The 26,150-nt window shown below is 73.9% G+C and carries 19 protein-coding genes; 7 read left to right on the forward strand and 12 right to left on the reverse strand.

The annotated features are described in order from the left end of the window. Positions 1-366: 366 nt before the first annotated feature. The gene (locus AB0O11_RS33450) at positions 367-1,641 is read right to left on the reverse strand and encodes an MFS transporter (protein ID WP_363394565.1); all 1,275 of its coding nucleotides are present in this window, start codon (positions 1,639-1,641) and stop codon (positions 367-369) included. A 101-nt stretch (positions 1,642-1,742) separates the two neighbouring features. On the opposite strand from AB0O11_RS33450, the gene AB0O11_RS33455 reads away from it, so the two are divergent. From AB0O11_RS33455 to AB0O11_RS33470, 4 genes are all read left to right on the forward strand, one after another. Continuing rightward, positions 1,743-2,840: a DUF5937 family protein gene (locus AB0O11_RS33455; protein WP_363394567.1), complete on the forward strand. Its 1,098-nt coding sequence runs from the start codon at positions 1,743-1,745 to the stop codon at positions 2,838-2,840. A gap of 38 nt (positions 2,841-2,878) precedes the next feature. Further along, positions 2,879-3,736 (forward strand): PhzF family phenazine biosynthesis isomerase, encoded by an 858-nt coding sequence (locus AB0O11_RS33460; RefSeq protein WP_363394569.1) that lies wholly within the window; start codon positions 2,879-2,881, stop codon positions 3,734-3,736. Positions 3,737-3,851: 115 nt separating this feature from the next. After that, positions 3,852-5,099: a phosphotransferase gene (locus AB0O11_RS33465; protein WP_363394571.1), complete on the forward strand. Its 1,248-nt coding sequence runs from the start codon at positions 3,852-3,854 to the stop codon at positions 5,097-5,099. A 9-nt stretch (positions 5,100-5,108) separates the two neighbouring features. Further along, positions 5,109-6,011 carry a LysR family transcriptional regulator gene (locus tag AB0O11_RS33470; RefSeq protein ID WP_363394573.1) on the forward strand — a complete coding sequence of 301 codons (903 nt, stop codon included), beginning with the start codon at positions 5,109-5,111 and terminating at the stop codon, positions 6,009-6,011. A gap of 39 nt (positions 6,012-6,050) precedes the next feature. Here the strand turns inward: AB0O11_RS33470 and AB0O11_RS33475 are convergent, their stop codons facing one another. From AB0O11_RS33475 to AB0O11_RS33485, 3 genes are all read right to left on the reverse strand, one after another. Further along, positions 6,051-7,247, reverse strand: coding sequence for an MFS transporter (locus AB0O11_RS33475; RefSeq protein ID WP_363394575.1), 1,197 nt, complete (start codon positions 7,245-7,247; stop codon positions 6,051-6,053). A 210-nt stretch (positions 7,248-7,457) separates the two neighbouring features. Then, positions 7,458-7,715: a ferredoxin gene (locus AB0O11_RS33480; protein ID WP_363394577.1), complete on the reverse strand. Its 258-nt coding sequence runs from the start codon at positions 7,713-7,715 to the stop codon at positions 7,458-7,460. Beyond that, entirely contained in the window at positions 7,712-8,926 is a 1,215-nt protein-coding gene (locus AB0O11_RS33485) for a cytochrome P450 (protein ID WP_363394579.1), read from the reverse strand. The genes AB0O11_RS33480 and AB0O11_RS33485 overlap by 4 nt, the downstream gene beginning before the upstream one ends. Before the next feature lie 640 nt (positions 8,927-9,566). On the opposite strand from AB0O11_RS33485, the gene AB0O11_RS33490 reads away from it, so the two are divergent. Genes AB0O11_RS33490 through AB0O11_RS33500 form a run of 3 tightly spaced genes read left to right on the forward strand, consistent with a single transcriptional unit; the run spans position 9,567 to position 11,740 of the window. Continuing rightward, the gene (locus tag AB0O11_RS33490) at positions 9,567-10,652 is read left to right on the forward strand and encodes an S-(hydroxymethyl)mycothiol dehydrogenase (protein ID WP_363394581.1); all 1,086 of its coding nucleotides are present in this window, start codon (positions 9,567-9,569) and stop codon (positions 10,650-10,652) included. After that, complete coding sequence (locus AB0O11_RS33495) at positions 10,649-11,278, forward strand: MBL fold metallo-hydrolase (RefSeq protein ID WP_363394583.1); 630 nt, start codon at positions 10,649-10,651, stop codon at positions 11,276-11,278. The genes AB0O11_RS33490 and AB0O11_RS33495 overlap by 4 nt, the downstream gene beginning before the upstream one ends. Positions 11,279-11,338: 60 nt before the next feature. After that, complete coding sequence (locus tag AB0O11_RS33500; protein WP_363394585.1) at positions 11,339-11,740, forward strand: TIGR03618 family F420-dependent PPOX class oxidoreductase; 402 nt, start codon at positions 11,339-11,341, stop codon at positions 11,738-11,740. A 61-nt stretch (positions 11,741-11,801) separates the two neighbouring features. Here AB0O11_RS33500 and AB0O11_RS33505 read toward each other — a convergent pair whose 3' ends face one another. The 8 genes from AB0O11_RS33505 to AB0O11_RS33540 form a co-directional block, all read right to left on the reverse strand. Further along, entirely contained in the window at positions 11,802-12,905 is a 1,104-nt protein-coding gene (locus AB0O11_RS33505) for an NAD(+)/NADH kinase (protein WP_363394587.1), read from the reverse strand. 89 nt (positions 12,906-12,994) lie between these two features. Then, positions 12,995-14,335 (reverse strand): MFS transporter, encoded by a 1,341-nt coding sequence (locus AB0O11_RS33510; protein WP_363394589.1) that lies wholly within the window; start codon positions 14,333-14,335, stop codon positions 12,995-12,997. 480 nt (positions 14,336-14,815) lie between these two features. Beyond that, positions 14,816-15,538: a class I SAM-dependent methyltransferase gene (locus AB0O11_RS33515; protein WP_363394591.1), complete on the reverse strand. Its 723-nt coding sequence runs from the start codon at positions 15,536-15,538 to the stop codon at positions 14,816-14,818. Positions 15,539-15,654: 116 nt separating this feature from the next. Beyond that, entirely contained in the window at positions 15,655-16,860 is a 1,206-nt protein-coding gene (locus AB0O11_RS33520) for an MFS transporter (protein WP_363394593.1), read from the reverse strand. A 145-nt stretch (positions 16,861-17,005) separates the two neighbouring features. Continuing rightward, complete coding sequence (locus AB0O11_RS33525) at positions 17,006-17,245, reverse strand: hypothetical protein (protein ID WP_363394595.1); 240 nt, start codon at positions 17,243-17,245, stop codon at positions 17,006-17,008. 152 nt (positions 17,246-17,397) lie between these two features. Beyond that, the gene (locus AB0O11_RS33530) at positions 17,398-18,756 is read right to left on the reverse strand and encodes a glutamate-cysteine ligase family protein (protein WP_363394597.1); all 1,359 of its coding nucleotides are present in this window, start codon (positions 18,754-18,756) and stop codon (positions 17,398-17,400) included. Further along, positions 18,753-20,240 (reverse strand): NAD(P)/FAD-dependent oxidoreductase, encoded by a 1,488-nt coding sequence (locus tag AB0O11_RS33535; protein WP_363394599.1) that lies wholly within the window; start codon positions 20,238-20,240, stop codon positions 18,753-18,755. Before AB0O11_RS33535 ends, AB0O11_RS33530 begins: the two co-directional genes overlap by 4 nt. A 375-nt stretch (positions 20,241-20,615) precedes the next feature. Beyond that, the gene (locus AB0O11_RS33540; protein WP_363394601.1) at positions 20,616-25,955 is read right to left on the reverse strand and encodes a hypothetical protein; all 5,340 of its coding nucleotides are present in this window, start codon (positions 25,953-25,955) and stop codon (positions 20,616-20,618) included. Positions 25,956-26,150 lie beyond the last annotated feature (195 nt).

The following is a 26,150-nucleotide window of genomic DNA, read 5'->3' on the forward strand; positions in this document are numbered from 1 at the left end:
GCCACCCACCAAGCCAACAACAAGATCAAAACGACTCCCGAGACGGCGCTGGCGGCATAGGGGTTGACTCAGGAAACTCATGCGCCCACCTCGCTCCGCTCGGCGGGCGCTTCGCGCAACGCGCACCTCTCGACGACTCTCCCCCAGCCTTCGGCCGGGGGGACCCCCATGCTTCGCTCGCTCATGTGTCCTTCGTCCTTCCTCGGGCCGGCACGCCTCGCCGCCAGCATCGGCGCTGGGCGCTGCGTCCGCATCCGGAAGGTCAGGCGCGGGTCCAGCGCGTGAGGTCGCTGCTGGTGGCCACCGCGAGGGTCCGGCCGGTCGGGAGAATCCGCCCCACCGGCGCGGGCCCGCCGGGCCGCCCCGTCACCGGGCCGGGCCCAGCCGCAGCACCGCCAGCGACCCCAGCGCGGTCGCCGCGGCGAGCGGCACCCAGAGCGCCCCGGGACCGGAGGCCAGCAGCGCCGTCAGCACAGCCGGCGCGGCCGCCCGGCCCACGCCCGCCGACAGCTCCCAGCGCGCCAGCGCCCGTCCGAGCAGGTGCGGCGGGGCGACGGCCGCCACCAGCGCCGTCCCCGACCCGGTGTAGAGGATCTCGCCCAGCGTGTACAGCACCGAGACCGCCGCGACGCCCGCCGGGCCCGCCCCGCCGCCCAGCGAGCCGGCCGCCCAGAACCCCAGGTACGACACCGCCAGCAGCGCCCCGGAGGCCGCCAGCACGGCGCGCCGCGAACGGTCCGCCAGCCGCAGCACCAGCGCCAGCTGCAGGGCGATCACCAGCACCGTGTTGCCGACGAAGATGCCCGAGGACCAGGCCGGTGAGGCGTGCAGCTGCAACACCAGCAGCGCGGGCAGTGCCACCTCCAGCACGTCGAAGCAGAACGCGTAGGGCACGTTGGCGAGGCTCAGCAGGGTGATCCGGCGCAGCGGCTCGACACGCTCCCGCGCGCTCACCGTCCGCTCCAGCTGCGGAGCCCGCACCCGCAGCGAGCCCACCAGGACGGCCGAGACCAGCCAGGCCACGCCCGTCACCCCGGCCAGCACCCGGATCGCGCCCGCCCCGCCGCTCACCGCCACCGTGGCCAGCAGCGCGCCCACCCCCAGCCCGGCGTTGCGCAGCGACCGCCCGGCGGCCAGTGCGGCATCCCGCAGCCGGCCCTCGGTCAGCGTGCTCACCACCGCCGCGTGGGTGGTCGGCCAGGACTGGCTGCCCACCCCGAACAGCACCGCCGCCGCGGTGAACCCCGGCAGGCCGTCCGCCAGCAGCAGCGTCAGCGCACCCGCCGCCCGCAGCAGCAGCGTGGCGGCGGCGGGCAGGGTCCGGGCGCCGCGGTCGATCCAGCGGCCGGTCAGCGGCACCACCAGCAGGCCCGCCATCATCCCGGCCGACAGCGCCAGCCCGGCGGCACCCGCGCCCAGCCGCAGCATGCCGACGCCGTACAGCAGCAGGAACGGCCGCAGCAGCCCGCCGCCCACCGCGTCCACCGCCAGCGCGACGGCGTACCGGGGGCCGCCGGCGGCGGTCAGCAGGCTCAACAGCGCGGACGGGCTCCGGCGGCCCGTGCCGATCGGCGGGGCGGGCGGCTCGCCGTGGCGGACGGCGGCGTGGTCGTGAACGGACTTCTCCTGGATCAGGCTCATGGCCGGTACCGTCCGCCCGGACCGGACCGCCCGGCACGCGGATTGACGCTTCCCGTCAATCGGCGGGAGCCCGGTCGAGGGCGGGTGGCAGGATCCTCGATGTGAGTTTGACCATCGACATCACGGGTCTGCCCGACGAGCGCCTGCTCTTCACGCCCTCCCCGCTCGGCGAGCTGAACGCCATGCTGCACGTGCTCGCCGAGCCCGCGCACCACCCCGCGCTGCACGGCTGGGCCGGCTGCACCGCCACCGTGATCCCGCCCGAGCTGTCCGAACGGCTGCTGGAGGCCGACTTCCTCTGGCGCTCCTCGCGTGCCGACTTCCTCGTGCCCGGTCTGCCCGGCGCCACCCTCGCCGAGGAGCTCGACGCCGTCGACCGGATCGACGACGAGCTGTACGTCGCCGCCGCCCTCATCACCACCTGCGGCTCCTCCCGGCTCACCAGCCGGATGGGCTCCCCGCTCACCGACCCGGTCGCCAACGAGCGGGCCCGGGAACTCGCCCTCGCCCGCGGCCCCCGGCAGGCCGCCTTCGCCGACCGGCTGCTCGCCGACCCGCCGGCCGTCCGGGCCCTGGTGCGCCGGATGCTGGAGGACTGCCAGTCCGCGTTCTTCGCCGACGCCTGGCAGCGCGTCCTGCCCGACCTCGCCGCCGACGCCCGGCGCAAGGCCGACCTGCTCGCCCGCCGCGGCCTCGCCGAGGCGCTCGCCGACATCTCGCCCTCCGTCGCCCTCGACCAGGGCGGGGACGGACGGCGCCGGATCGTCATCGACAAGCTCCAGGACAACACCACCAGCGGCACCGATGCCGGGGGCGTCACCTTCATCCCCACCGCCTTCGGCCGCCCGCACCTCCTGGTGGTGCACGCGCGCGGCTGGCGGCCCGTCCTCCAGTACCCCGTCGCCGAGGCCGGCCTGCCCGAGCCCGTCTCGCTCGCCCTCGTCCAGCAGCGGCTGGAGGCGCTCGCCCACCCCGTCCGGCTGCGCCTCGCCCGCACCATGGCCCGCGGCCCGCACACCACCGGCGAACTGGCCTCCGCCTGGCAGCTCAGCGCGCCCGAGGTGTCCCGGCACCTGGCCGTGCTGCGCAAGGCCGGACTGCTCACGACCAGACGGCGCGGGCGGTACATGCTCTACGAGCTCGACCTGGCGGGCAGCGCCCGGCTCGGCTCGGACTTCCTGGAGGCGGTGCTGCGGTGAGCGGGAACAGCGGGCCCACGGAAGGCGTTCGTCCGGTCATGACCGACGACGCCGCTCCCGAGATCCTCCGCTACGCCGCCTTCGCCACCCGCCCCGAGGGCGGCAACCCGGCCGGCGTGGTGCTCGACGCCACCGGGCTGACCGACGAGCGGATGCTCGCCGTCGCCGCCGAGGTCGGGTACTCCGAGACCGCCTTCCTCACCGCCGGCCCGGCCGAAGGAGCCTATCGGGTGCGGTACTTCAGCCCGCTCGCCGAGGTGCCGTTCTGCGGGCACGCGACGGTCGCCTCCGCCGTCGCCCTCGCCGAGCGCACCGGCCCCGGGCGGTACGTCTTCGCGACCGCGGCCGGGGACGTCCCGGTCGAGGTCGAGCGCGGGGCCGACGGGCTGCTGCGCGCCACCCTCACCAGTGTCGAGCCGAAGGTGGAGGAGGTGCCGGCGGCCGACGTGGCGCAGGCGCTCGCCCTGCTCGGCTGGTCCGCCGCCGACCTCGACCCGGTTCTGCCGCCCCGCATCGCCTACGCGGGTGCCCGTCACCTCGTGCTGCCCGTGGCCACCCGTGAACGGCTGGCCCGGCTCGACTACGACTTCGACGGCCTGGCGGACTTCATGCGTGCCCACGACCTGACCACCCTGCAGCTCGCCTGGCGGGAGGCCTCCGAGGTCTTCCACGTCCGTGACCCGTTCCCGGTCGGCGGTGTGGTCGAGGATCCGGCCACCGGCGCTGCCGCGGCCGCCTTCGGCGCCTACCTGCGGGACCTCGGCGCGGTGGCGGCCCCGGCGGTGCTGACGCTGCACCAGGGCGACGACCTGGGCCGCCCCGGCGTCCTGCGGGTCGGCCTGCGGGCGGAGGACACCCGGGTACGCGTCTCGGGCACGGCAGTGGCGATCGGGTAGCGCCGGTTCCGGTCCCCCGGAAGGGGGTTGCCGCAGGACCTGCTCGCCCTCGCCCCGGTCGGCGCGTCCGGAAAACCGTTGGCATGTGCCCGCTCCCGTGGGCGAAGCTGCTCCGATGCAGCGAGCGAGCAACCGGACCGTGACGGTCGATCTCACCTACAGCGACGAGTACTTCGGGCAGCTGGGCCCCTTCGAGGTGGAGGTCGGCTGGTGGTCCTCGGTGGACGGGGTGGTCGCGCGGGCGGCGGAGTCGGCCGGAGTGCCGGTGCTGGTGGCGCGGCTGGTCGACGGGCAGAGCGAGAACCCCGGCCACGGCGGGCGGGTCCGCTACCACGCCGAGGCGCTGCGCCGGCCGACCGGGCTCGGCGCCGGCACCCCGGACGACGGGACGGCCGCGCTGCTCGGCCCTGCCGAACGCCGCGCCGCCTGGGCCACGCCCGGAGGCCTGCGGGAGGCGCTGGCCTGGGCGGAGGCGCAGCTCGCCGCCGTGGGCCGCCCGCAGGCCGTACCCGCGCGGCAGATCCGGACCTGGAACCTCTCCGGCCTCTTCCGCCTCCCCACCGCCACCGGCGTCGACGCCTGGCTGAAGACCACGACGCCCGCGTTCAACGCCCACGAGGGCGAGGTCATCGCACTGCTCGGCAGCATTGATCCCGGACTCGTCCCGACCGTCCTCGCCGCCGACCCCGCCGGTGGTCGGCTGCTGCTCGACCACGTCCCCGGCGAGGACTGCTGGAGCCCGTCCGCCGGGACCGTCGCCGACGTCGTCCCGCGCTTCGTCGCCGCCCAGGCCGCGCTCGCCGCCCGACCGGCCGGGCCGTCCGGCCTGCGCGACCGCACCCCCCGTGCCCTGGCGGCCCAACTGGCGGCCCTGCTGGACCGGTTCGCCGAGGAGACCGATCTGACGCCCGAGGAACTGGAGCGCCTGGGCGGCTTCGCCGCCGGCCTTCCCGGGCTGCTGGACCGGCTGGCCGCCTGCGGCCTGCCGGAGACGCTGCTGCACGGCGACTTCCACCCCGGCAACTGGCGCTCCGACGGCGTGAGCACGGTGGTCGTCGACTACGCCGACTCCTGCCTCGGCCACCCCGCCCTGGACGGGCTGCGCCCGCGCGCCTACCTCGGCGAGGAGGCCTGGCAGCACCACGCCCGGGTCTGGACGGAGGCCTGGCAGCACCACGCCCCCGGCTCCGACCCGCGGCGCGCCCTCGAACTCGCCGAGCCGCTCTACCACCTGTCCTACGCCCTGCGGTACCAGGAGTTCCTGGACCACATCGAGCCGAGCGAACGCCCGTACCACGAGGGCGATCCGGCCGCCGAGCTGCGCGCCCTGCTGGCCTGCGGAGCGGCCGGTGGCCCGGCGTAGACTGCCGTGGTGGAACGACCGACGCCGGCCCCCGTCCTGCCCGAGCTGCCGTTGCAGGAGCTGGAGTGCTTCTCCGTCCTCGTCCACCAGCTGCACTTCGGGCGGACGGCGCAGCGGCTCGGCGTCTCGCAGGGGAGGGTCTCCCAGCTGATCAAGCGTCTGGAGAGCCGGGTCGGCGCCCCGGTGTTCCGCCGGACCAGCCGCCGGGTCGAGTTGACGGAGCTGGGGCGGGCACTGGCCGAGCAGGTGGTGCCCGCCTTCGAGCGGCTCCGGGAGGGCTACGACGCCGCCCGGGCCGGCGCCGCCACCGCCCGGCCGCTGCGGCTGGGCTTCCAGTGCGCGGTGTACGAGCCGGTCGCCCGGGTGATCGCGGGCCTACCGGAGGGCACGGTGCAGCTGGTCGAACTGCCGTGGGCGGACCCGTTCTCGCTCCTCGCCCGGGGCGAGGTCGACCTGGCGATCGTGCTCGCCCCGTGCCGGGAGCCGGGGTTGGAGGTGCTGATGGAGTTCTCCCGTCAGCCGGTGTACGTGGCGGTCTCCGCCGCGCAGCGCCTCGGCGGGGTGGACGGGGTGAACGCCGACGAGCTGGCCGCGCTGCCGCTGATCGAGCCGCGCGGCCCGGCGCCCGGGTACTGGCGGGAGGTGAACGCGCCCCGGCGGACGCCGGGCGGGCGGGAGCTGGTCTACTCGACGGGTGCGACCACCATCCAGGAGGGCCTGTCGATGGTGGCCGGCACCCGTCAGGGGCTGCTGCTGTGCGAGCGCAGCACGGCGTACGTCCAGCGGCCGGACATCCGCTTCCTGCCGGTGCCCGAGCTGGGGCCGACCACGCTGGAGGTGGTCCGGAACGAGCGGCGGCCGCACCGGCTGGCGGCCGGGTTCGTCGAGCTGCTGGCCGGGCACGTCGACTGAGCCGCCGGGCTGCACGGGCTGGTCGAGCCGCCGCCCGGACTACCGGTCCAGGCGCCGGTCGTGCGGCCGGGAGAGCAGGGTGAGCAGCAGTCCGGCGGCCGCCAGGGCGGCCGCCGTGAGCAGGACGGCGCGGTTACCGGCCCGGTCGACGACCAGTCCGCCGGTGAAGGAGCCGAGCGCGATGCTCGCATTGAACACGCCCGCCCAGAGCGCTGCCGAGGCCTCGATCCGGGCCGGGTCGGCGGTGCGGACCCACGTCTGCGTGGAGACGGACACGCCGCCGTACGAGGCTCCCCAGACGGTCAGGACGAGCAGGACGGTGACGACGCCGGTGGCGTGGGTGAGCAGGGCGGCGGCCAGGGTGACGCCGGCGAGGGCGAGGGCGACGGCGGTCCTCGGGCGGCGCCCGGACAATGGGCCGAGGGTGAAGTTCCCGGCGACGCCCGCGAGTCCGTACACCAGCAGGCAGGCGGCGATCACGCCGCTGCTCAGGCCCGCGTCGGTTTCAAGGACCGGGCGGACGTAGGTGTAGCCCGCGAAGTGGCCGAGCACGACGAAGGCGGTGATCGCGATCCCGGTGGCGACGCCCCGGTGGCGCAGGGCGCCGGCCAGTTTGCCGAGCCGTCCGCGCTCGTGCACGGGCAGTGCGGGCAGGGTGACGGCGAGCACGGCGGCGGAGGCGGCGCCGAACAGGGCGAGCGCCCAGAACGCGGCGCGCCAGTCGAGCAGCGCGGCCAGGTAGGTACCCAGCGGGACGCCGAGGACCGAGGCGATGGAGACGCCGGAGAAGATCAGCGTCATGGCGAGCGCGATGCGCGGGCCGTCGGCGAGGCGCGGGCCGATGCTCGCGGCGAGGCCCCAGACGATGCCCATGGCGACGCCGAGCAGGACGCGGCCGGCGGCCAGGACGGCGAAGTTCGGCGCCAGTGCGGTCACCGCGTCGGCCAGGCCGAGCAGCAGCATGAAGGCGACCAGGACGGTCCGGCGGTCGCGCAGGCCGACGAGCAGCGGGGCGAAGGGGGAGAGGACGGCGGCGATCAGGCCGGTGATGGTGAGGGAGAGGCCGGTGACCCCGTCGGTGACCCCGAGGCTGTGGGACATCGGGGTGAGCAGGCCGACCGGCATCATCTCGGAGGACACCACGGTGAAGGTGGCGAGTGCGACGGCGAGAACCGGGGACCAGCGGTGGGCGGTGGGTGAGGCGGCCGGTGGCGCGAGGGTTTCGACGTTTGTCATGCGGTCAGCTCACCAGCCGGCGGAAGAGCCGAACAAGATCGATGACCTCATCGACCCATGAGCCGGGCTCATTGATCACCCGGTTCTTCGACCGAACGGTTCGTCGACCGACCGGCTGTTCGACCGACCGGCTGTTCGGCCGGCCGGTTCGCCGGGAACGCGCCGGTGGTGCCGGCCGCGACGACCGCGGCGGGCACCACCGGCGCGGACTCACTCCGCGGGGGCGATCCGGTGGCCGCCTCGGGCCGAGTGGAGGCTGAGCGCCTCGACCGGGCAGAAGTCCACTGCCTCGCTCAGCCCGTCCGTCAGTGCCGCGCCGCCGTCCGCGTACTCGGCCAGCGGCGCGGCCAGCCCGTCGGCGCCGAGGGCCAGCGAGTCGGGGGCGCTGAGGGCGCACATCCCGGAGCCGATGCAGCGGGCCCGGTCGACCCGGACGACCACCGGCTCGGTGTCCGCGCGGCCCGTCACCAGACCACCCGCAGGGCGTTGGGGCTGCGGGTGAGCAGGCCGCGCCGCCAGTCGATCTGCTCGACCGGGTCGGCCAGCCGCAGGGCGGGCAGCCGACGGGCCAGCCGGTGCAGGGCGAGCTCCAGCTCCATCCGGGCCAGCCAGGCGCCCAGGCAGTGGTGCGGCCCGGCGCCGAAGGTGAGGGTGGGGGCGGTCAGCGGGGCGAACAGCTCGGTGCGCAGGTCGCCGGTGAAGGCCTCCGGGTCGTGGTTGGCGGCGGCCGCGTCGGCGGCGACCACGCTGCCGGCCGGGATGACCACGCCGCCGATCTCGACGTCCTCGGTGGTGCGGCGCATCAGCCCGGGCATGTGCTCCTGCCGGTCGCCGAGCGGGACGGCGCGCAGCAACTGCTCGGTCGCGGCGGCGGCGCTGGTCTCGTCGGAGGTGAGCCGCTGCCAGGCCTCGCGGCCGTCCTGGAGCAGGTAGACCAGGGCGTTGCCGAGGCTCGTCATGGTGGTCTCGTGGCCGGCCACGACGAGGCCGATGACCAGCGAGACCAGCTGGCCCTCGGTGATCGAGCCGTCCTCGGTGGCGGCCGCGAGCAGGCTGCTGACCAGGTCCTCGCCGGGGGCGGCCCGGCGTTCGGCGATCACCTCGGCGCCGAAGGCGGCGAACTCGGCCATCGCGGTGACGATCGCCCCGGCGCTGTAGGCGGTGGTGGAGAGCGCGTGGTCGCTCCAGTGCGCCAGCCGCTTGCTGTCCAGGTTGTCCAGGCCCATCAGCCGGCTGATCACCGCGACCGGCAGCGGGCGGGAGTAGCCGGCGATGACGTCGGCCGGGGAGCCGTGGTCGATCAGCTCGTCGATCAGCGACTCGACCACCGAGGCCACCCAGGGCCGCCACCGCTCGATCGCGCGCGGGGTGAAGGCCCGCTGCACGGTGCGGCGCAGCCGCTGGTGCTCGGTGCCGTCGATGTTCAGCATGCTCTGCGGGTCGTCCAGGATGTTGGGCGTGACCGTGACCGGCGGGGCGTCCGGCGCGTAGAGCGGGGCGCGGCCCAGCCGCGGGTCGGTCAGCACCTGGCGCACGTCGGCGTGCCGGCTGACCAGCCAGACCGGCGTGCCGGTGGGCAGCGCGGCGAGGCGGGGCGGGCCGGGTTCGAGCAGGCGCATGCAGTGCAGCGGGGGGAGCGGGGCGGTGCCGGCGCTGGTCGCACTGTTCTCGGTGGACATCCGTACTCCAGACTCCAGGGCGGTGGGCCGCGGGGCGCGACCCGACGGTGGGTGAATCCGGGGATGGTGCGGGGGACGGGTGATGCGGCCGGCTGGCGGCTCGACACGGGCCGGGGTTCGGTCGGGCTCCTACGGGGATGTGGCGCGAAATGTGCGGGGGCGCACGGTCGGTACGCACCCGGCGCGGCCGGCGCGTGATCGCGCGCCGACGGGTGAGGCGAGTGTGCTGAGCGTGGTCGCGTGGACCGTCTCGGCTACGACCGTACGTGGGTGCCGGGGCGCCCGTCTGCGGCAGTTCCAGCCAACGCCGGTGCTTTCCGGGCACTTCGAGGCGCACTGACAGGCGCTCAGCGACACTTGTACGCCCCCGTCGGCACGGCCACGCCGGGCTGTCGCGGGGCCCTCGGCGGGTACCCGGCCGGCACGTGCCACGTGAGAACTCGTGAGCCGTCGCGACGGCGGCGGACGTGTCGTCGGTACGTGCGGTGAGCCGTATCACACTGCGTCACACCGGATCGCCCGTAGGCCCCGCCGGGGTCCGGCCGGGCGGGCGATACGCTTCGTGGGCAGTTCGTCTTGCAGTCGTTTGTCGCAGGTCACGCCGGTGCAGAGCCGCATCGGCAGACGGAGGTGGAATCGGATGCCCCAGCAGGTCAAGGCAGTCATCGCGCGCGCCAAGGGCGCGCCCGTGGAGGTGACCACGATCGTGGTGCCGGACCCGGGCCCGGGCGAGGCGGTGGTCCGGATCCAGGCTTGCGGCGTCTGCCACACCGACCTCCACTACCGGGAGGGCGGCATCAACGACGAGTTCCCGTTCCTGCTCGGCCACGAGGCCGCGGGCATCGTGGAGTCGGTCGGCGAGGGCGTCACCGAGGTCGAGCCCGGTGACTTCGTGGTCCTCAACTGGCGTGCGGTGTGCGGCCAGTGCCGCGCGTGCAAGCGGGGCCGCCCGCAGTACTGCTTCAACACCCACAACGCCAAGCAGAAGATGACGCTGCTGGACGGCACCGAGCTGTCCCCGGCGCTGGGCATCGGCGCGTTCGCCGAGAAGACCCTGGTCGCGGCCGGCCAGTGCACCAAGGTGGACCCGGCCGCCGAGCCGGCCGTCGCCGGCCTGCTGGGCTGCGGCGTGATGGCGGGCCTCGGCGCCGCGATCAACACCGGCAGCGTCGGCCGGGGCGACTCGGTCGCGGTGATCGGCTGCGGCGGCGTCGGCGGCGCGGCCGTGATGGGCTCCCGGCTGGCGGGCGCGGCGAAGATCATCGCGGTGGACATCGACGACCGCAAGCTGGAGACCGCCCGCAGGCTGGGCGCCACCCACACCGTCAACTCCCGTACCACCGACCCGGTCGAGGCGATCCGCGAGCTGACCGGCGGCAACGGCGCGGACGTGGTGGTCGAGGCGGTCGGCCGGCCGGAGACCTACAAGCAGGCCTTCTACGCCCGTGACCTGGCCGGCACCGTCGTCCTGGTCGGCGTGCCGACCCCGGAGATGACGCTGGAGCTCCCGCTGCTCGACGTCTTCGGCCGCGGCGGCGCGCTGAAGTCCTCCTGGTACGGCGACTGCCTGCCCTCGCGGGACTTCCCGATGCTGATCGACCTCTACCTCCAGGGCCGCCTGGACCTCGGCGCCTTCGTCACCGAGACCATCGAGCTCGATGCCGTGGAGCAGGCCTTCGAGCGCATGCACCAGGGCGACGTCCTGCGTTCGGTGGTGGTCCTGTGACCGCGCGGATCGACCGGCTGGTGACGGCCGGCACCTTCGAACTCGACGGCGGCAGCTGGGAGGTGGAGAACAACGTCTGGATCGTCGGGAACGACGAGGAGGCGGTGGTGATCGACGCCGCGCACGACGCCGAGGCCATCGAGGCCGCGCTCGGCGGGCGCCGGCTGCTGGCGATCGTCTCCACCCACGCGCACAACGACCACATCGACGCGGCTCCGGCACTCGCCGCCCGTACCGGTGCGCCGGTCCTGCTGCACCCCGACGACCTGCCGCTGTGGAAGCTCACCCACCCCGAGCGGCTGCCGGACGGCGAACTGGCCGACGGCCAGCGGATCGAGGTGGCCGGCACCGAGCTGACCGTGCTGCACACCCCGGGCCACGCGCCGGGCGCGGTCTGCCTGTACGCGCCCGCGCTGGGCACCGTCTTCACCGGCGACACCCTGTTCCAGGGCGGTCCGGGAGCCACCGGCCGGTCGTTCTCGGACTTCCCGACCATCGTCGACTCGATCCGCGAGCGGCTGCTGACGCTCCCGGCCGAGACCGTGGTGCGCACCGGCCACGGCGAGCCGACCACCATCGGCGCCGAGGCCCCGGCCCTGCCGGAGTGGATCGCGCGCGGGCACTGACGCCCTGCCCGTACGGCCCCCGGGGAACGGTCGTTCCCCGGGGGCCGTACCATCGCGATCATGGCCCATGACCCGCGCGACCTCGACGGCTCCTTCCTCGCCTTCTGGCGGGAGCGGCACATCTCCACGCTGACCACCACCCGCCCGGACGGCACGCCGCACGTGGTGCCGGTCGGCGTGACGTACCAGCCGGAGACGGGGACGGCCCGGGTGATCACCAGCCGCTCCAGCCGCAAGGCCCGCAACGTCGCCGCGGCCGGACCCGAGGGCCTGCGGGTCGCGGTCTGCCAGGTGGACCGGGCCCGCTGGTCGACCCTGGAGGGCGTCGCGGTCGTCCGCGACGAGCCCGAGCAGGTCGCCGAGGCGGAGCGCCGCTACGCCGAGCGCTACCGCGAGCCGCGGGTCAACCCGGACCGGGTGGTCATCGAGATCGCCGTCGACCGGGTCCTCGGACGGGCCTGAGAACGCCCGTTCCCGGAACGGCCGTTCTCACCCCGGGAAGGCCCGTTCCGCACGGAGCCGGTCAGGCCTCGCCGTCGGCCCGGCGGACCACGGAGGGCAGGCGTCTGCCCGGCTGCAGCGTGGGCAGGTTCAGGTGTTCCAGGTCGTGCGGCGGCGGCGCGGTCAGCGGCCAGGTCGAGGGCGCCTCACCGTCGGAGGAGGTGGCGGGCGCGTCGGTCAGCCGCATCCGCCGGCGCAGGCGGCCGTAGAAGTCGGTCGGCCCCAGGCGCACCGCCCGCAGCCGCGTCGGCGCGGCGTAGACGCCGACCCAGTCACAGGGCTCCAGCACACCGCGGAGCTGGCCGTCCACGCTGACCGCCGCGTTCCCCGAGTCCGGCAGCAGCCGGATGGCGATCGGCTCGTCCGGTGCGGCGAGGACCGAGCGCATGAAGACCATGTGCGCCGCGACGGGCGTGAAGACGAGGACCTCCGCCCGGGGCGAGACCACCGGCCCGCCCGCGGCGAAGCTGTACGCGGTCGAGCCCGTCGGGGTCGCCACCAGCAGCGCGTCGCCGGCGTAGCTGGCGAGCAGCCTCCCGGCGAAGTAGACCGCGGCGGCGACCCGGCCGTCCCGGTCGAACTTCTCCACGACGACGTCGTTCAGCCCGAGCACGTCGAGCGCCACCCCCCAGCCCCCGCCGGCCTGGCAGCCGGGACGCACCTGCGGCGTGGGCAGCGACGGTCGCCGGCCGTCCGGCCGCAGCGGACCGAGCTCCTCGGGCGGCGAGAGCGGTCTGGAGGCGCGCATGGTGAGCAGCATCCGCTCCTCCACGGTCGTACGGGACTCCTGGACGGCGTCCAGCGCCTGGAGCACGTCCCGGGCGGGCACCTCGGTGAGGAACCCGAGGTGCCCGAAGTCGATGCCCAGCAGAAGGGAGTCGTTGTGCGCCGCCAGACGGGCGCCGCGCAGGAAGGTGCCGTCACCGCCCAGCGCGACGATGAGGTCCGGGTTCCCGGCCGCGGCCATCTCCTCGCCGGCGCTGCGCCGTTGTACACCCGCGTTCCACACGTCGATCTCGGTGCACTGGACCCGGTGGTCCGCGCACCAGGCCCGCACCAGTTCCGAGGACGCCACCGCCTCGGGGCGTCCCTTGTGCACCACGAGACCGACGCGCCGGACCGCCATCGTGCTTCCTCCCTGGCGAGGGGATGTGGTTTCCCCTCCAGGATGCGCTCGGGACGGGAGGCCCGGCGACTCGCCGGCGCCCCCGGGCGTCAGGACGTCCTCTCGGCCGCCCGCTCGATCCCGGCGAGCATGTCCCGCGGGAACCAGAGGCTGCTCGCCCCCGCCAGGGCGACGGCCGCCGCCCCGACCAGCACCGGCACGATGCCGACCCGGGAGGCGAGCCATCCGCCGACGAGGGCGCCGACGGGCACGGTGGCGGTCAGCACGGCCTGGAGGAAGGCGTTGACGCGGCCCAGCAGGTGGGCGGGGGTGACGAGCTGGCGCCCGGTGGTCATGGCGATCGACCACACGGTGGCCAGCAGCCCGAACAGCAGCTGGTACAGGACCAGGACGGGGAAGGCCGGTCCCAGCGAGGCCGCCGGGATGAGGAACAGGGTGGCCCCCGAGCCCACGGCGCACAGCCGGATGGCCCGGGCCATGCCCAGCGCCCGGGTGACGGAGGTCGCGGCCAGGACACCGGTGCCCATGCCGACGGCGTACGCGGCGTAGACCGCGCCGAGCTGCCACGGGGGCAGTTCCAGCTCCCGTTCGGCGTACAGGACGAACAGACCGCCGGCGGCCCCGCCGCCGAGGTTGAGCCCGGCCGCGGCCAGGGCCTGGCGGCGCAGCAGGGTCTCGCGCCGGATGACCGCGAGGCCTTCCTTCAGAGCCTCGACGCGGGACCGCGCGCCGCTGCCCGCCTCGTGCGCGGACCGGTTCAGCGAGGCCGGCAGCGCGAGGAACAGCGCCCCGCCGGCGAGGTAGGCGGCGCACTCGACCAGCAGTGCCGGGGCCGGGTCGATCACGCCGATCAGGATGCCGCCGAGTGCCGGTCCGCCGATCAGGCCGATGGTCCGGGCGCCGGTGAGCGAGGAGTTGGCCGGCAGCAGGCGTTCCGCGGGCACCACGCGGGGCAGGCAGGACTGCAGCGCGACGCCCTGGGCGGAGCTCAGCGCCCCGGAGGCGGCGGCCGCGGCGAACAGGTGCGGCCAGGTCAGGCCGTCCAGTGCGGCCGCGAGCGGCACGCTGCCGAGGGCGGGGACCTGTAGCCAGGACACCGAGACCAGCATCCGCCGCAACCGGGCCCGGTCGACGGCGACGCCGATCAGCGGGCTGAGCAGGACGCCGGGCAGGTAGGTCATCGCCATCAGCGCGGAGGCGCCCAGCGGTCCGGCGTGCAGATGGGCGATGGCCAGCAGCGGCAGCGCCAGTGCGGTGACCTGTCGTCCCACCGAGCTCGTCATCTGCTCCGTGACGAGCAGCAGCAGCGGGCGGTGCCGGCGGAGCGGGACGGATTCCGGGGCCGGGGGCGGCGTCGCGGGCGGGCCGGACTCCGCGGGTGGGCCGGACTCCGCGGGTACGGGCGACTCCTCGGCCGTGGAAGATCCCATGTGTTCAGACTCCTGTGTCGGGCACGGTCCGGTGGCGGACGTGTGGAGGCAGCGTCACCGCCCGGCCCCGGGTGACGAGCACGAGGCCCTCGGAGGCCGGGACGGACACCCCGTTGCTGCCGCGCCGACCGATGTCACGTGCAGGGAAGCAAAACACGGTGGGCCCGATCGTTCGAACGCCTTCGTCGCTCCGGCCCCGCAAATGCGCCAAGATCCCGGTGGTGAACGATCCTTCCGGGTTCGTCGGATGATCCACGGGTGACCAGCGGAGATCACCGACGGCCGGGCCGTCGGAGCGGGCGGCCCCGGGGGGTTCGGGTCGGTGCGGAGGATGGCCGAAATCTGACGTAGAGTCACATTCATGTGTGTACAAGGCTTTCCGGGCACCTATCGTGTGTGCGCCGGGTGCCGATCACGGGGGCGGCACACTGGCTGACCGGCCTCGCGGCGACGTTCCGCCGCAGGCGACACCGCCCGGGCTCAGGCCGGTCCGGCGACCAGCCAGTGCGCGGGCAGGTCGATCCGGGCGCCGTCGGGTGCGGACTCCGTGGTGGCCAGCGGCAGTTCGCCGGTGGCGAGGACGGCGAGGCCGGCCGCACGGAACAGCTCGGGGAAGGCCGCGTCGGCGACCCCGGCGGGGGCGAGCCCGTGGGAGAACACCGGGCGCAGCTTCGGGGGCGGGCCGGCCGGGCTGCGCACGAGGTCGTCGAGCACGTCCTTGGCCGCCTCGGCGAGCTCGAACACGAAGGCCCGGCCGCGTGCCCCGAGCAGGGTGCGAACGGCTTCGACCACCCGTCGGCGGTCGGCCGGCTCACTCTGGTGGATCACCCCGCGCACGTACACGTTGGCGTCGCCGAGGCGGTGGTGGAGCGCCCGGACGGCCTCGGCCTCGGTGGCGTCCAAGCGGGTGAACGCGGCCCGCCCGGCCGGGTCGCCGCGCCGGGCGAGGTCCAGTGCGGCGGTGGACAGGTCGACCCCGAGGACGAGCGGGAAGTGTTCGGCGAGGAAGCGGGTCTGGGTGCCGTTGCCGCAGCCGAGATCGACGACGGGCAGTGCGGGGTCGGCCAGGTGGGGGCGGAACAGCGTGAGGTGGCGTTCGGCGCTGAGGGCCGGTTCCGCGTCCCAGATCACCGAGCCCGGTTCCTCGGGCGCGTCGCGCCAGAAGCCCTCCCAGGCGTCCCGGTACCGACTCGTCACGCTCATGGCGGGGACCTCCGGATGTCACGCGGGGCGTCTGGGTCGTGTCTACCGGTCCCCGGACCGGACGGCAAACGCGTACCGGCGGCACCCGGCGGGCGCGCGCGGGTGGCGCGCGACGGTCAGGTCCCGGCGCGCGCCTGGCGCAGCAGGTAGGCGCCGGAGGCGGCGGCGAGCACGGCCATGCAGGCGGCGAAGGCCAGGCCCGCGTCGGTCAGACCGAGCCGTCCGGCGAGCAGGCCCACCCCGATGACCGGGATCGAGATGCCGAAGTAGGCGACCACGAACAGCGACGAGAGGGCCCCGCCGCGGTGCTCGGCGGGCGCGGCGGCGGCGACCTCGCCCACCGCGCCGCGCAGGCCCACGCCCTGGCCGGCGCCGCCCACCAGGGCGCTGAGCACCAGCAGCAGGAGGGCCTCCCGGGCGAGCGAGGCGGCCAGCAGGGCCAGCCCGGCGATCAGCACCAGGCAGCCCAGTGGGATCGCCCGCGCGCTGCCGAGCCGGGGCACCAGGAGCTGGCCGAGGGTGGAGGCGAAGAAGACCGTGAAGACGACCAGGCCGACCACCGCACGGTTGTGGACGCCCAGGTCGACGGCGAGGAAGGCGGGGCTGACCGAGGTGAACAGGCCCAGCAGGGAGAAGCCGGCGAAGGCCGCGATCCCGGCCGGCACGAACACCCGCCGGACCTCCGGTGGCAGGGTCGGCCGGTTGGGCCGGGCGGTGCGCAGCGGGCGTGCCCCGGCGACCGTCTCCGGCAGCAGCAGGGTGAGCCCGAACGAGGCCGCGAGCAGCCCCAGGTGCACGGCGAACGGCAGGACCAGCGGGTACGGCGCGTACTGCGACAGCAGGCCCGACAGCAGTGGTCCGCAGCCGAGCCCGCCGATGTTGGCGGCGGTCGCGACGAAGCCCGCGCGGGCCCGGCGCCCGGGCGGCGCGAGCTCCAGCACGTACGCCGTCCCGGTGCCGGTGAACAGGCCCGCCGAGAATCCGGACAGCAGGCGGCCCAGGCAGAGCAGGGCGACGGTGTCCGCGGCCAGGAAGACCGCGGCGCTGGCGGCCGAGCAGCCCAGGCCGCAGAGCAGCACGGGCCGGCGTCCGACGGCGTCGGAGACGTTGCCGATCAGCAGCAGCACGCCGATGACACCGAAGGCGTACACCGCGAACACGACCGTCACCGTCAGCTCGGAGAAGCCGAGCTTCTCCTGGTACAGCCCGTAGAGCGGGGTGGGCAGCGTGGTGCCCGCCATGCAGACGGCGAAAGCGGCGGCGGCGACGAGGTGGCCCACCCGGGCGACACCTCCGGGCCGGGCGGTCCGACGATCGGTCATTCGCCCACCATAGGCGCGCACTGCGGACGGGTGCCGTGCCGCGTGGGGGAGCACTGCGCCGAATGGCCGTGCCGCCGGGGCCCGCCCGCGCCGGGACGGACGGGCCCGGCTCCCGGCCGGAGATCACCGGGCGTGAGGCCTCCGGTCACCGGTGGCTTCGAGGGTCGCCGGTGGCTTCGAGGGGAGTGGCGCCGTCCGGTCGGGGCGCGGGGTGCCGGCGGGCGCGCGGACCGGTCGGTCGGGGCGTGCCCATGGCGCCGAGCACGGTGTTGTCGAGTGGGCTGGCGGTCAGGCGGTCCAGGACCCGCGTCACGGCGGTGCGCAGTCCGTGGCCGTGGCGGCGCACGTCCGGGACGACGGAATGGAACGCAGCGAGGACGGACATGCGGCTCACCTCCGGGGCGACCTGCGGGTTCCGCAGGCGTGGTCCGTCCAGCCTCCGCCGCTTCCGTGGCGCCGGGGCCCGGATTGACGGGCTGCTGACACGTCGTTGACGAACTGCTGACACGGCGGCGGTTCGCACGTGTCCCGGCGGCCTCAGACCCGGTACGCGGCGACGTAGCGGGCCGGGTCGCGGCGCAGGTCGCCGTGCCAGCGTTCCCGGCACTGCTCGGCGAAGGTCCGTCCGGTGGCGAGGATCTCCTCCAGCGGGTCCAGGTATCCGAGCACGTGCGGCGGTTCGAGCCCGGCCGCGATCCGGGCGGCGAGGCCGGCCCGGGCCAGCCGCAGCAGTTCGGCGGCCAGCGGGCGGACCGGGTCGCCGCCGAGGCGGGTGGCGAGCCCGAGGGCGGGCAGCTCGGCGAGCGCGGCCCGGTGGTCGTGCAGGGTGTAGCGGCCGAGTAACTCCCAGGCGGCGGAGCAGGATCCGGGGTGGTAGCTGAGCCCGGCCCAGAGGGCGGGGACGGCCGGGATGAACGGGTGCGGTGGCCCGTCCGAGGCGCGCACCTCCAGGGTGTTGCGGACCCGGGTGTTGGTCCAGAGCTGGTTGAGGTGGGCGGCCCAGTGCGCCGGGGTGGGCCGTGAGCCGTCCGGGTAGCCGTCCCGCAGGAGTGCGGCGAAGGTGCGGTCGGGCGCGGGGTGGTAGCGGCCGTCCGGGGTGCGGTAGTGGATCAGCGGGATGCCGAGCGCCCAGTCGGCGATCTGCTCGACGGTGACGTCGGGGCGCAGTGCGGGCGGCAGCACCCCGCTCCGGCGCGGGTCCATCCGCAGCCAGGCCCAGCAGCGGTGGGACAGCAGCCCGCTGGACGAACCTCCCTCCTGGAGCGGTGAGTTGACGAGTAGGGCGGAGACCACCGGGGCGGCGGCCATCTGCATCCGCAGCTTCTGCGTGAAGTCGGCGGGGGAGAGGTAGTCCAGGGTGACCTGGGTGGACAGCGACAGCGCCATCACGTACCGGGCGCGGCTGCCCGGCTCGCCCAGCCCGGCGAAGTAGTCCCGCATGATGGCGCCCCGGGTCATCGGTACCCACTGCATGTCGGCGAGCCGGTCGAACGGCAGGTTGGCGCCGGGCAGCAGGGCGAGGCCGAACCGGCCGACCAGCTCGGCGAGTCGCTCCAGGGCGGCGCGCATGTCGTCCACTGCCTTGGCCACGGACGGGACGGGCATCGAGGAGTACTCCAGCTGGCCGCCGTGTTCCAGGGTGATCTGGCTGCCGTCCGGGAGCCGTACCCCGGTCAGCCGCCCGGCGTCCTCCTGTCGCTCGCCGCCCCACCTGGCCTGCACCGCCTCCAGGACGGCCAGCACGCCGCGCTCGCCGAAGTAGCGGGCGGCCAGCCCGGTGGAAGGGTCGACCAGGCCGCACTCGACCTCGATGCCGACCAGTTCGCAGCGGCCGGGCCGGAACGGGGCCAGCAGTTCGGCCCGACCGAGGGCCGGGCCAGCCCCGCCCTGCGTCACACCGCCCCCACCCGGGTGGCTTCCCGGGGGTGCCCGGCCCGGTCGAGCAGGGCGCTCACCGTGCCGAGGGCGGACTGTGCCGCGCCCTGGCACCACGCGTGGGCGCCGGACAGGTGCTCGCCGGCGAAGAAGATCCGCGGCTGCTCCGCCGGGAACGGGGAGCCGAGCACGCTCAGGTAGCGGGTGTGCTCGCCGGGTGTCAGATGGGCGAAGGCGCCGCCGCCCATGCCGGTCTGCACGTCCCAGTTGCAGTGCACGATGTCGTCCACGTCCCCGGTGATACCCGGGTGGAGCCGTTCCAGGCACTGCAGCACCAGCGCGTCCCGGTCGGCCGGCTCCAGCGCGGCGAAGCGGCGGGCGTTGGCGCCCCACAGGTACGCGCCGAGCAGGGCCGTCGGCTCGGCCGAGCGCAGCGGGTCGCGCACCGTCCAGCGCGGGCCGGAGTCGCCGTTGACCCCGTCCTTCGCCCGCACCGCATTGTCCGAGGGGTACCAGCACTGCTGGATCGGCAGGTCGGTGAAGCTGCCGCCGCCGTGGATGCCGTCCTCCAGCTCCCAACGGCGGCGGGTGAGGTGCAGGACGGTCTTGATGCTGCTCGCGTAGCTGATGCCGCGGACGGCGTGCCGCTGGGCGTGCGGCAGGGCCGGGGTGACGGCGATCCGGTCGAGCGCGGGCGCCGGGACGCAGCACACCACGTAGTCGACGTCCTGTTGCAGCCGGGCGCCGATCCGCCGGCCGCGGAGCCGGACGCCGTCCGTGGTCAGCGCCAGTTCGTCGACCTGGGTGGAGAGCTGGAGCGTGCCGGGGCGCAGCGCGCCGACGAAGGCGTGGATCAGCGCGTCCAGCCCGTCGACCAGCTCGACCTGGCCGCGGTGGAACAGGCCGAAGTAGTCGACCAGCACCTCCAGCAGCGAGGACTGCTCGTAGTGGGCGAGTCCGCTGGCGTGGCCGACCAGGTCCCAGGCGTCCTGGGACAGGTGCTCGTGGACGAACTGCCACAGCGACACCGAGGCCGCCCGCTCCAGTGCCGGGTCGTCCCAGTGGCCCTCCAGGGTGCGGCGCTGCTGCTCCACGGTCAGGGTGCGCCACACCGAGCCGAGCAGGTGGTCCAGCACCGGGGTCGGAGGCTGCCGCTCGGCCGGGCGCAGATCGTACGCGGGGAACAGCGCCGCCACGTCCTGCACCCGGACCCGCCGGCCGCGCAGGTGGTAGTAGGCGCGCGGGTTGGCGTTGACGAACGGGCGGGTCGCCAGCCGGAACCGGGAGACGTAGTGCAGCACGCAGTGGTGGTTGCCGGGGATGCGCATGGCGCCGAGGTCCACGTGGGTGCCGTCCCAGAAACGGTGGGTGCGCACCCGCCCGCCCGGCCGGTTCGCCCGCTCGTACACGGCGACGTCGAACCCGCGGCGCTGCAGCTCGTAGGCGCACACCAGCCCGGCGACGCCCGCCCCGACCACGGCGACCCGGCCCCGGGCACCGGCCACCGGTTTCTCCAGCGAACGCGGGAACGCAAAGCTCGTATCGAACATCGGCACCGTACCCATCTGCCGCACCGGACTTCCGCCCCAGCGTGGGCCAGCCGTGGTGCGTGTGCCACTCGGCGGGCCGATGCGGGTGACGGGCCCCGGCCGTCGCGGGCCGTTGTCGACGGTCAGGTAGCAAGCTTGGCCCTGCGTGTGGGTGGCACGTGTGCTCCGGCCCCTCGCCCGAGGGCAGCGGTGAAGTGCGACGGGAATCGACCTGACCGGCATTCCGCGCCGGCGGCGGAGACGGCGACCCGGGCGGGCGGAGAGGATTTGTCAGACGCTCGCCGGAATGCCCGGCCGGAGGCACGCACCTGCCTCCGGCCGGCCGTCGGCTCACTGCATGATCGGGCCGATGTCGACCGGGGGGAGGACGGTCGCGGAGGGGGCGGGTGCCCCGTCGACGTTCATGGGGTCCTCGTCATCGGAGGGTGCGTGCTTCACCTCGGTTCCGGCGGTGGGCGCGAACAGGTGCCAGTCGATGACCGCCGGGTCGTAGGAGGCGCCTTCGGGTAGCGAGACTCCGAGCTCGGTCGAGTACGACACCTGAAGTTCGGCTCCGTAGACCTTGACCGGCATGTGGTGGTGTTCCTCAAGGCGGTCGGCGAATTCCCGAGCGGTGACGAGCCGATCGGTACGGTCGGCTGCCGATCCTGCTCCCTCCGGGACGGCAGCGGAGAAGCACATGACCAGAACGACGTTGAGCCGACCTCCATGGCGATGCCACATCTCGATGAACGCGGCCCGTTGGGCCACCAGATCGGCGAGGTGTCCTCCGGTGGTGTCCGCGGTTCCCGTGAGTGGTTCTGCCAGCGCAGGGATCGCTCTGCCGGGAAGTCCGTGGAGGTCGATGTACACCGTGGGTTCACCTGCCCACTTCAGTGGTCGGCGGTCGAGGACGTTGTCCTCAGCATCGCGGATCGCTGACATCGCGCCGGGGCCGTCGTCCAGCCGGGTCAGTATGAAGGCCGAGGAATCCTCGCTCATACCGCCCAGGTAGATCACCATGGAATCGGTGCCGGTATGGGAAGACTGGATGATGAAGCGTTCACCGGTGGCTGATCCCACAGCCTCCCGGGGTGCGGGCTGCAGCGGCGGTTCGCCTGTCAGAGTGCCTCGCAGCCTGCGCTCAAGTTCCATCAGCCCGCGAATTCCGTGCCGGTCGAAGAGGTCGACGACTTTCAGCGCCGCAGTTCCCACGTCGGAGGAGGCATCGAGGAAGTTCTCGCTGCTGCTCAGCCAGCTCGGAGCGGCGTACTGCTCGACTAGCCTCGTCCGAAGACGTTGCAGCGTCTTCTTCAGCAGGTCGTCGGCGCGGCGGCTGTGCGACGCCGCCTCCTTGAGCTGATCGATGTCCTCGGGGGTCCGTGACAACCGACGCGCCAGGTCGGCACGCCACTGCTCCTCATGGGCCTGATGTCTGTGTTGATCGGTCATGATCGTTCCGTCGCCGTAGGACTCCTGCGCGACCTGGTCCCGGGCCTCGCTGAAGGCAGCCTTCGAGGCCTCCGCCAGTTCGGGCGGCGTGAGGTTGAACTGGCGGATGGTCTGGTCGTCCAGCAGCGCGAGTGGATCGTTCTCCTCCAGCCCGGCGCGGAGGACGGCCAGCAACTCCTCGCGGAGCTGCGGTCCGGTGAGGTCGTGAGGTGTGGTGCCCTCGGAGCGCCAGGGCCTGGCGCGGGTCTGCGGCCGTACCAGTTCTCCGGAACTGTTCCTCTGGCTGCCGGGTTCGCGTGGCAGCCACTCCCGAAGGATGTCCTGGACCGTCGCGGTGACCTGTTCCGTGGTGAGTGACGTCCAGGTCCGGTCCTGCTGCGGGATTTTCTCGGGTGGCCAGCGCACCTCCCCGCTGTCCTCGGTCCACAGGTGGGCGCCCTCCAGGCGGTGGCCGCGGGGCAGGATCATCCGCCACCGTCCCTGGCTGTGGCCGTTCACGCCGATCGCCCGGATCATGCCTTGATGGACCGCGGTCTGGTCCCAGACAGACGCCTCGTCGGTCACGATCAGAGGCCGGTTGAGGGAGGCGGTAAGGTGCTGGAGGAACGTTTCCGATGGTCCCTTACTCCATCCTCCGTTCAGCAGCTGAATCGGGGTGTCGGACTCGACACCGAGAGCACCCAGCAGATTCGGCAGGTCGGTTTCGACCCAGGTGACGGCGAACCTCGCGGTGGAGGGCAGATGCACGCTCTCCGCCGCGATGTCGCAGGTGATGGCGAGTACCTCGTCGCTGGTAGGCCTGACGGATTGCCAGGCGGCGTTCCACCGTGCCCCGCCGGTGAAGCCGAGACCTGCCGGCCCGGGACGAAGCGCAGTCTGGCCGGAAACGCACAGCAGGCCGAACTGGTCGGTGAACACCTCACTCGGGAGGTTGAACCATCCTTTCCGCCGACGGATGCCGTGGAGGTCGCCGACCCAGTTCAGGCCGGGAGGGATCCTCAGATCACCCCCGGCGTCCCTGTGCAGGCGGCTGCCGGGTGGGGCGGTGAACAGCGCGACGCCGAGGTGCTTCTCCAGCTCCCGGCGGGTGTTGGCGAACAGCAGCGCGGTTTCCGGATCGGTCGGCTCGTGAGCGGGGAGCTGCACCGCGAAGGTGTCGTCCGACAACCGGCCGAGGAGCTCGCGCCACTGGGTTCGGCCGGACGAACGGTCGGTGGCGTGCCAGCCGTGCTCGGTGGGGACCAGGACCGCGTTGCGGTCGGTCGAGTGGACCACCCGGACGTCGATGAGCGGCACGGTGAGGGTGACGATGCCAGCGCGATCGGGTGAGGACTCCAGCGTGCCGAAGGCGGTGCGATCGGAGTCCACGGCCCAGACGACGACATCGGGTTGTCGGGGAGCGCCGGACGTACCGGAGTCGGCGACCGCATCGTGGGCCGGCGTGGCGGCGTCGGTCATCTCCAGATCCGTGCCGTGCGACTCACCCGTGGACACGGATCGCGCGAGTTCGCCCGCGCGGGTTTTGGCGGCGGCTTCGGCGAGGGACTTCGCCATCTCGTTGCCGAAGGTTCCCTTGAGGGAATCGGCGGAGAAGGCGTAGGACCAGGCGATGTCCAGGACCGTGGGGTCCGACTCCCGGAGGTGGGGTTCCGGCAGGGGGATCCCGTGGTCGACCATCAGCTTGACGGCGATGCCGAGGGCCTCCTGGTCGAGTACCGTCGGCGTGCTCCGGCTCTGGGTGGGTACGGAGGTCGGCTGCCCGTCCGCGGTGGCCGAGGCGTTGCCAGTGGCCTGGGCAGTCGTGGTGGGAACGGCGGGGCCTTGCGGCAGGGGCGCCGTGTGCCCCTCATCGGCGAGCCGGCGAGCGGTGTCCTCCACGAGTGTTCTGCGGGGATCCGCGTCGGCCGGTGGCTGTTCCTTGGCGTCGACTCCGGTCAGGGCGGCGAGCCGGTCCAGGACTTCGAGATGGTCCCCGGCAACGGCGGGCTTCCGGTGGGAGGAGGGCGGGGCCTCACCGAGGACGGTGCCGAGAGCGCGGAGGTTGTCGGCGGTGATCGGCAGCCTGAGGTGGGAGAGTGCGCGGGCGTAGTTCAGGCCGCCGTCGCGCCAGGAGCCGGCGTGCTCGTGCGCCGCGAGCGAGTTGAGCTTGTCCGCCTGCCGGAGGAGGGCGACCGTCAGGGACTGGGTGCCGCCCTGGAGCGGTGCCGAGCGGCTGAAGTGGTCGAGGGTCAACTCGCCGGCTTGGCGCAGACGTCGGCGGTGCTCGGTGCTGATGGGGGTTTCGGGCGGGATCCGGAGGGTGAGCCGGAGCAGCTCGTTGACGGTGCCCTTGGGGCAGTCCGCCACTCCCTGGACCTTCAGACGCCTGGCGAGGGCGCTCAGCTCGGTGTCGGCCCGGGGACCTCCGGGGGCTGCGGGGACCGGTGGCCGGTGAGCGGTGCCTTCCGTGTCGACCCGGGAGCGTTTGGGAGGCTCCGGGTCGAGGGCGGCGGTCGCGGGGGACACCGAGCGGCTCGGGAACGGGCGCTTGCCCGACGGAGGCGCCGACGGAGGACTGGTGGTTGCGGGCTGGTGCTGAACGCCCTCCGACGTGTGCTCCTGGCGGGAGGAGGACGGCCCGGCAGCGGACGAGGATCCCCCGTTCCCGGGGGAAGGGAGCCGTACGGGATCGCCCTGGTCCGGTGCACCGGACGGCAGTCCGAACCGCAGCCGGTCCGCCGCGGTGGCCTGTCGACCGGCGACGTGGTGGAAGACATCGCGGTCCGCGGTGGTGTACGTCGCAGGATGCGGTGCGCCGCTTCCACGATGGGCGTTCAGGAGGTGCTCGACGCTGATCGAGGTGTCAAGGTGGCGGGCACGTTGGACCGACAACTCGCCGACGAACGCGGCACGCAGGCGCAGGGTTTCGGTCGGGTTCACACGTAGGTTCAGCTGCTTCGGTGCGCTGACCACGTTGTTGACCATCGAACTCAGCTGCTGCTGTTGTTCCTTCGGCAGGAGCGTCCACCAGCTGTGAAGCTGTTCGGGTGTCAGCCCGCTGACCTCCCGCACACGCGGATCCTCCTGCGCCCGGCGGACGATCTCGGCCCAGTCGGGAATGCGGCTTCGCGGATCGTGAGGAGGGTAGGGGTTCTCGAACGTCATTGTCGGGCGGACGAGTTCGGGCTGGTGGAGTGTCTCGGGAGCCCCTGTGCCGGCGGCGTGCTCGGGAGCCTTCCGGTCGGAAGCGGCTTCGGAAGGCGGTGGCGGGAGTTCGACCGGCAGATGCCGACCGTGAGGGTCGGGGGCCGGCTGATGGCCTTCGCGGGGCGGCGGCGGATCCTGTGCCAAACCCTGGTTCATTGCGTGTTTGATCTGGGTGTAGTGGTGGAGGGCGCCGCCGATCAGGCCGGTGCCGGCTCCGGCCGCGGCGGCCAGGCCGAACATCGACGGGTCCCACTGACCCTCCCAGGCCGCGGAGACCACCGCGCCCGCCTCACCACCGGCCACCCCGCCCAGCGCCCCGCCCGCCAGCTTGCGCAACAGCTCCGGCGCGGCCACCTTGTCACCCAGGCCCCGCCCGACCGGATCCCCCAGACCACCCGCCAGCCCGCTCAGCCCCGCCAGCCACAGCGACGTCAGGTCGAACCTGTGCCGGTACTGGCCCTGCTCGACCGCCTGGATCAGCGCGTCCTGCCCGGCCCCGAACACCGCACCCGAACGCGCCGACGCCCGCACCCCCGCCAGCAGATCCCTCACGATGTCCATCACCGAACGCCGCCCCCCGGCCAGCACCCCCGGGATCAGCGCCGCCGACGCCCCGGCCGTGGCCGCCGCCGCCCACATCAACTGCGCGACCATCCACAGCGTCATCACCGCCGTGCACCGCATCGACCACTGCGCGTAGTCCACCTGCAGCGCCTGCTCCTCCAGCGCCCCCGCACCCTCACGCAGACTCCGCGCGGTCCCGCGCGCACTGTCGCCCACCCCCTCCGCGGTCGCCGACACCATCTCCCGCGCCCCCGGAGACGTCACCGACAACCCGAACATCGACCGCTCGAAGGAAACCGAGTGCTCGTCAACGGCCGACGCCACCCGCCGCAACGCACCCGCACTCGACAACAGCGTCGGCGGATCCACCTTCGGGTACGAGCCACCCGACATCGCGCCCATCAACGCCGCCCAGCACGACGGCACGTCCTTGCCCGAGGCCCCGAAATCGAACACCCCGGCGAACCAGGAAACGGGGGAGACGGCCATCGCGGAGTCCTCATCAGTCCGTTCAAAGTCGCGACCGATCAGGGCGGTAGCGCTGGAACACCGGTCGGGCAGCGTCCCGAGGTCGAACGGCTCGCCTGCGAGGCGTGGTTCACCGCCCTCGCACGGCACGGGGTCAGCAGCATAGGCGGGGCCGGGTGCCGATGTCGTTACGTAGTTCCGAAGTCGTGGGGTGAA

Origin of the sequence: Kitasatospora sp. NPDC093102, from assembly GCF_040683915.1 — a bacterium.
In the GTDB taxonomy this organism is placed as follows: domain Bacteria; phylum Actinomycetota; class Actinomycetes; order Streptomycetales; family Streptomycetaceae; genus Kitasatospora.

Bases quoted from the DNA above. Each gene is read 5' to 3' on its own strand.
- AB0O11_RS33490 (WP_363394581.1), top strand. From the start codon at position 9,567: ATGCCCCAGCAGGTCAAGGCAGTCATCGCGCGCGCCAAGGGCGCGCCC.
- AB0O11_RS33465 (WP_363394571.1), top strand. From the start codon at position 3,852: ATGCAGCGAGCGAGCAACCGGACCGTGACGGTCGATCTCACCTACAGC.
- AB0O11_RS33525 (WP_363394595.1), bottom strand. From the start codon at position 17,245: ATGTCCGTCCTCGCTGCGTTCCATTCCGTCGTCCCGGACGTGCGCCGC.
- AB0O11_RS33475 (WP_363394575.1), bottom strand. From the start codon at position 7,247: ATGACAAACGTCGAAACCCTCGCGCCACCGGCCGCCTCACCCACCGCC.
- AB0O11_RS33515 (WP_363394591.1), bottom strand. From the start codon at position 15,538: ATGAGCGTGACGAGTCGGTACCGGGACGCCTGGGAGGGCTTCTGGCGC.
- AB0O11_RS33500 (WP_363394585.1), top strand. From the start codon at position 11,339: ATGGCCCATGACCCGCGCGACCTCGACGGCTCCTTCCTCGCCTTCTGG.
- AB0O11_RS33510 (WP_363394589.1), bottom strand. From the start codon at position 14,335: ATGGGATCTTCCACGGCCGAGGAGTCGCCCGTACCCGCGGAGTCCGGC.
- AB0O11_RS33505 (WP_363394587.1), bottom strand. From the start codon at position 12,905: ATGGCGGTCCGGCGCGTCGGTCTCGTGGTGCACAAGGGACGCCCCGAG.
- AB0O11_RS33520 (WP_363394593.1), bottom strand. From the start codon at position 16,860: ATGACCGATCGTCGGACCGCCCGGCCCGGAGGTGTCGCCCGGGTGGGC.
- AB0O11_RS33450 (WP_363394565.1), bottom strand. From the start codon at position 1,641: ATGAGCCTGATCCAGGAGAAGTCCGTTCACGACCACGCCGCCGTCCGC.
- AB0O11_RS33460 (WP_363394569.1), top strand. From the start codon at position 2,879: ATGACCGACGACGCCGCTCCCGAGATCCTCCGCTACGCCGCCTTCGCC.
- AB0O11_RS33485 (WP_363394579.1), bottom strand. From the start codon at position 8,926: ATGTCCACCGAGAACAGTGCGACCAGCGCCGGCACCGCCCCGCTCCCC.
- AB0O11_RS33540 (WP_363394601.1), bottom strand. From the start codon at position 25,955: ATGGCCGTCTCCCCCGTTTCCTGGTTCGCCGGGGTGTTCGATTTCGGG.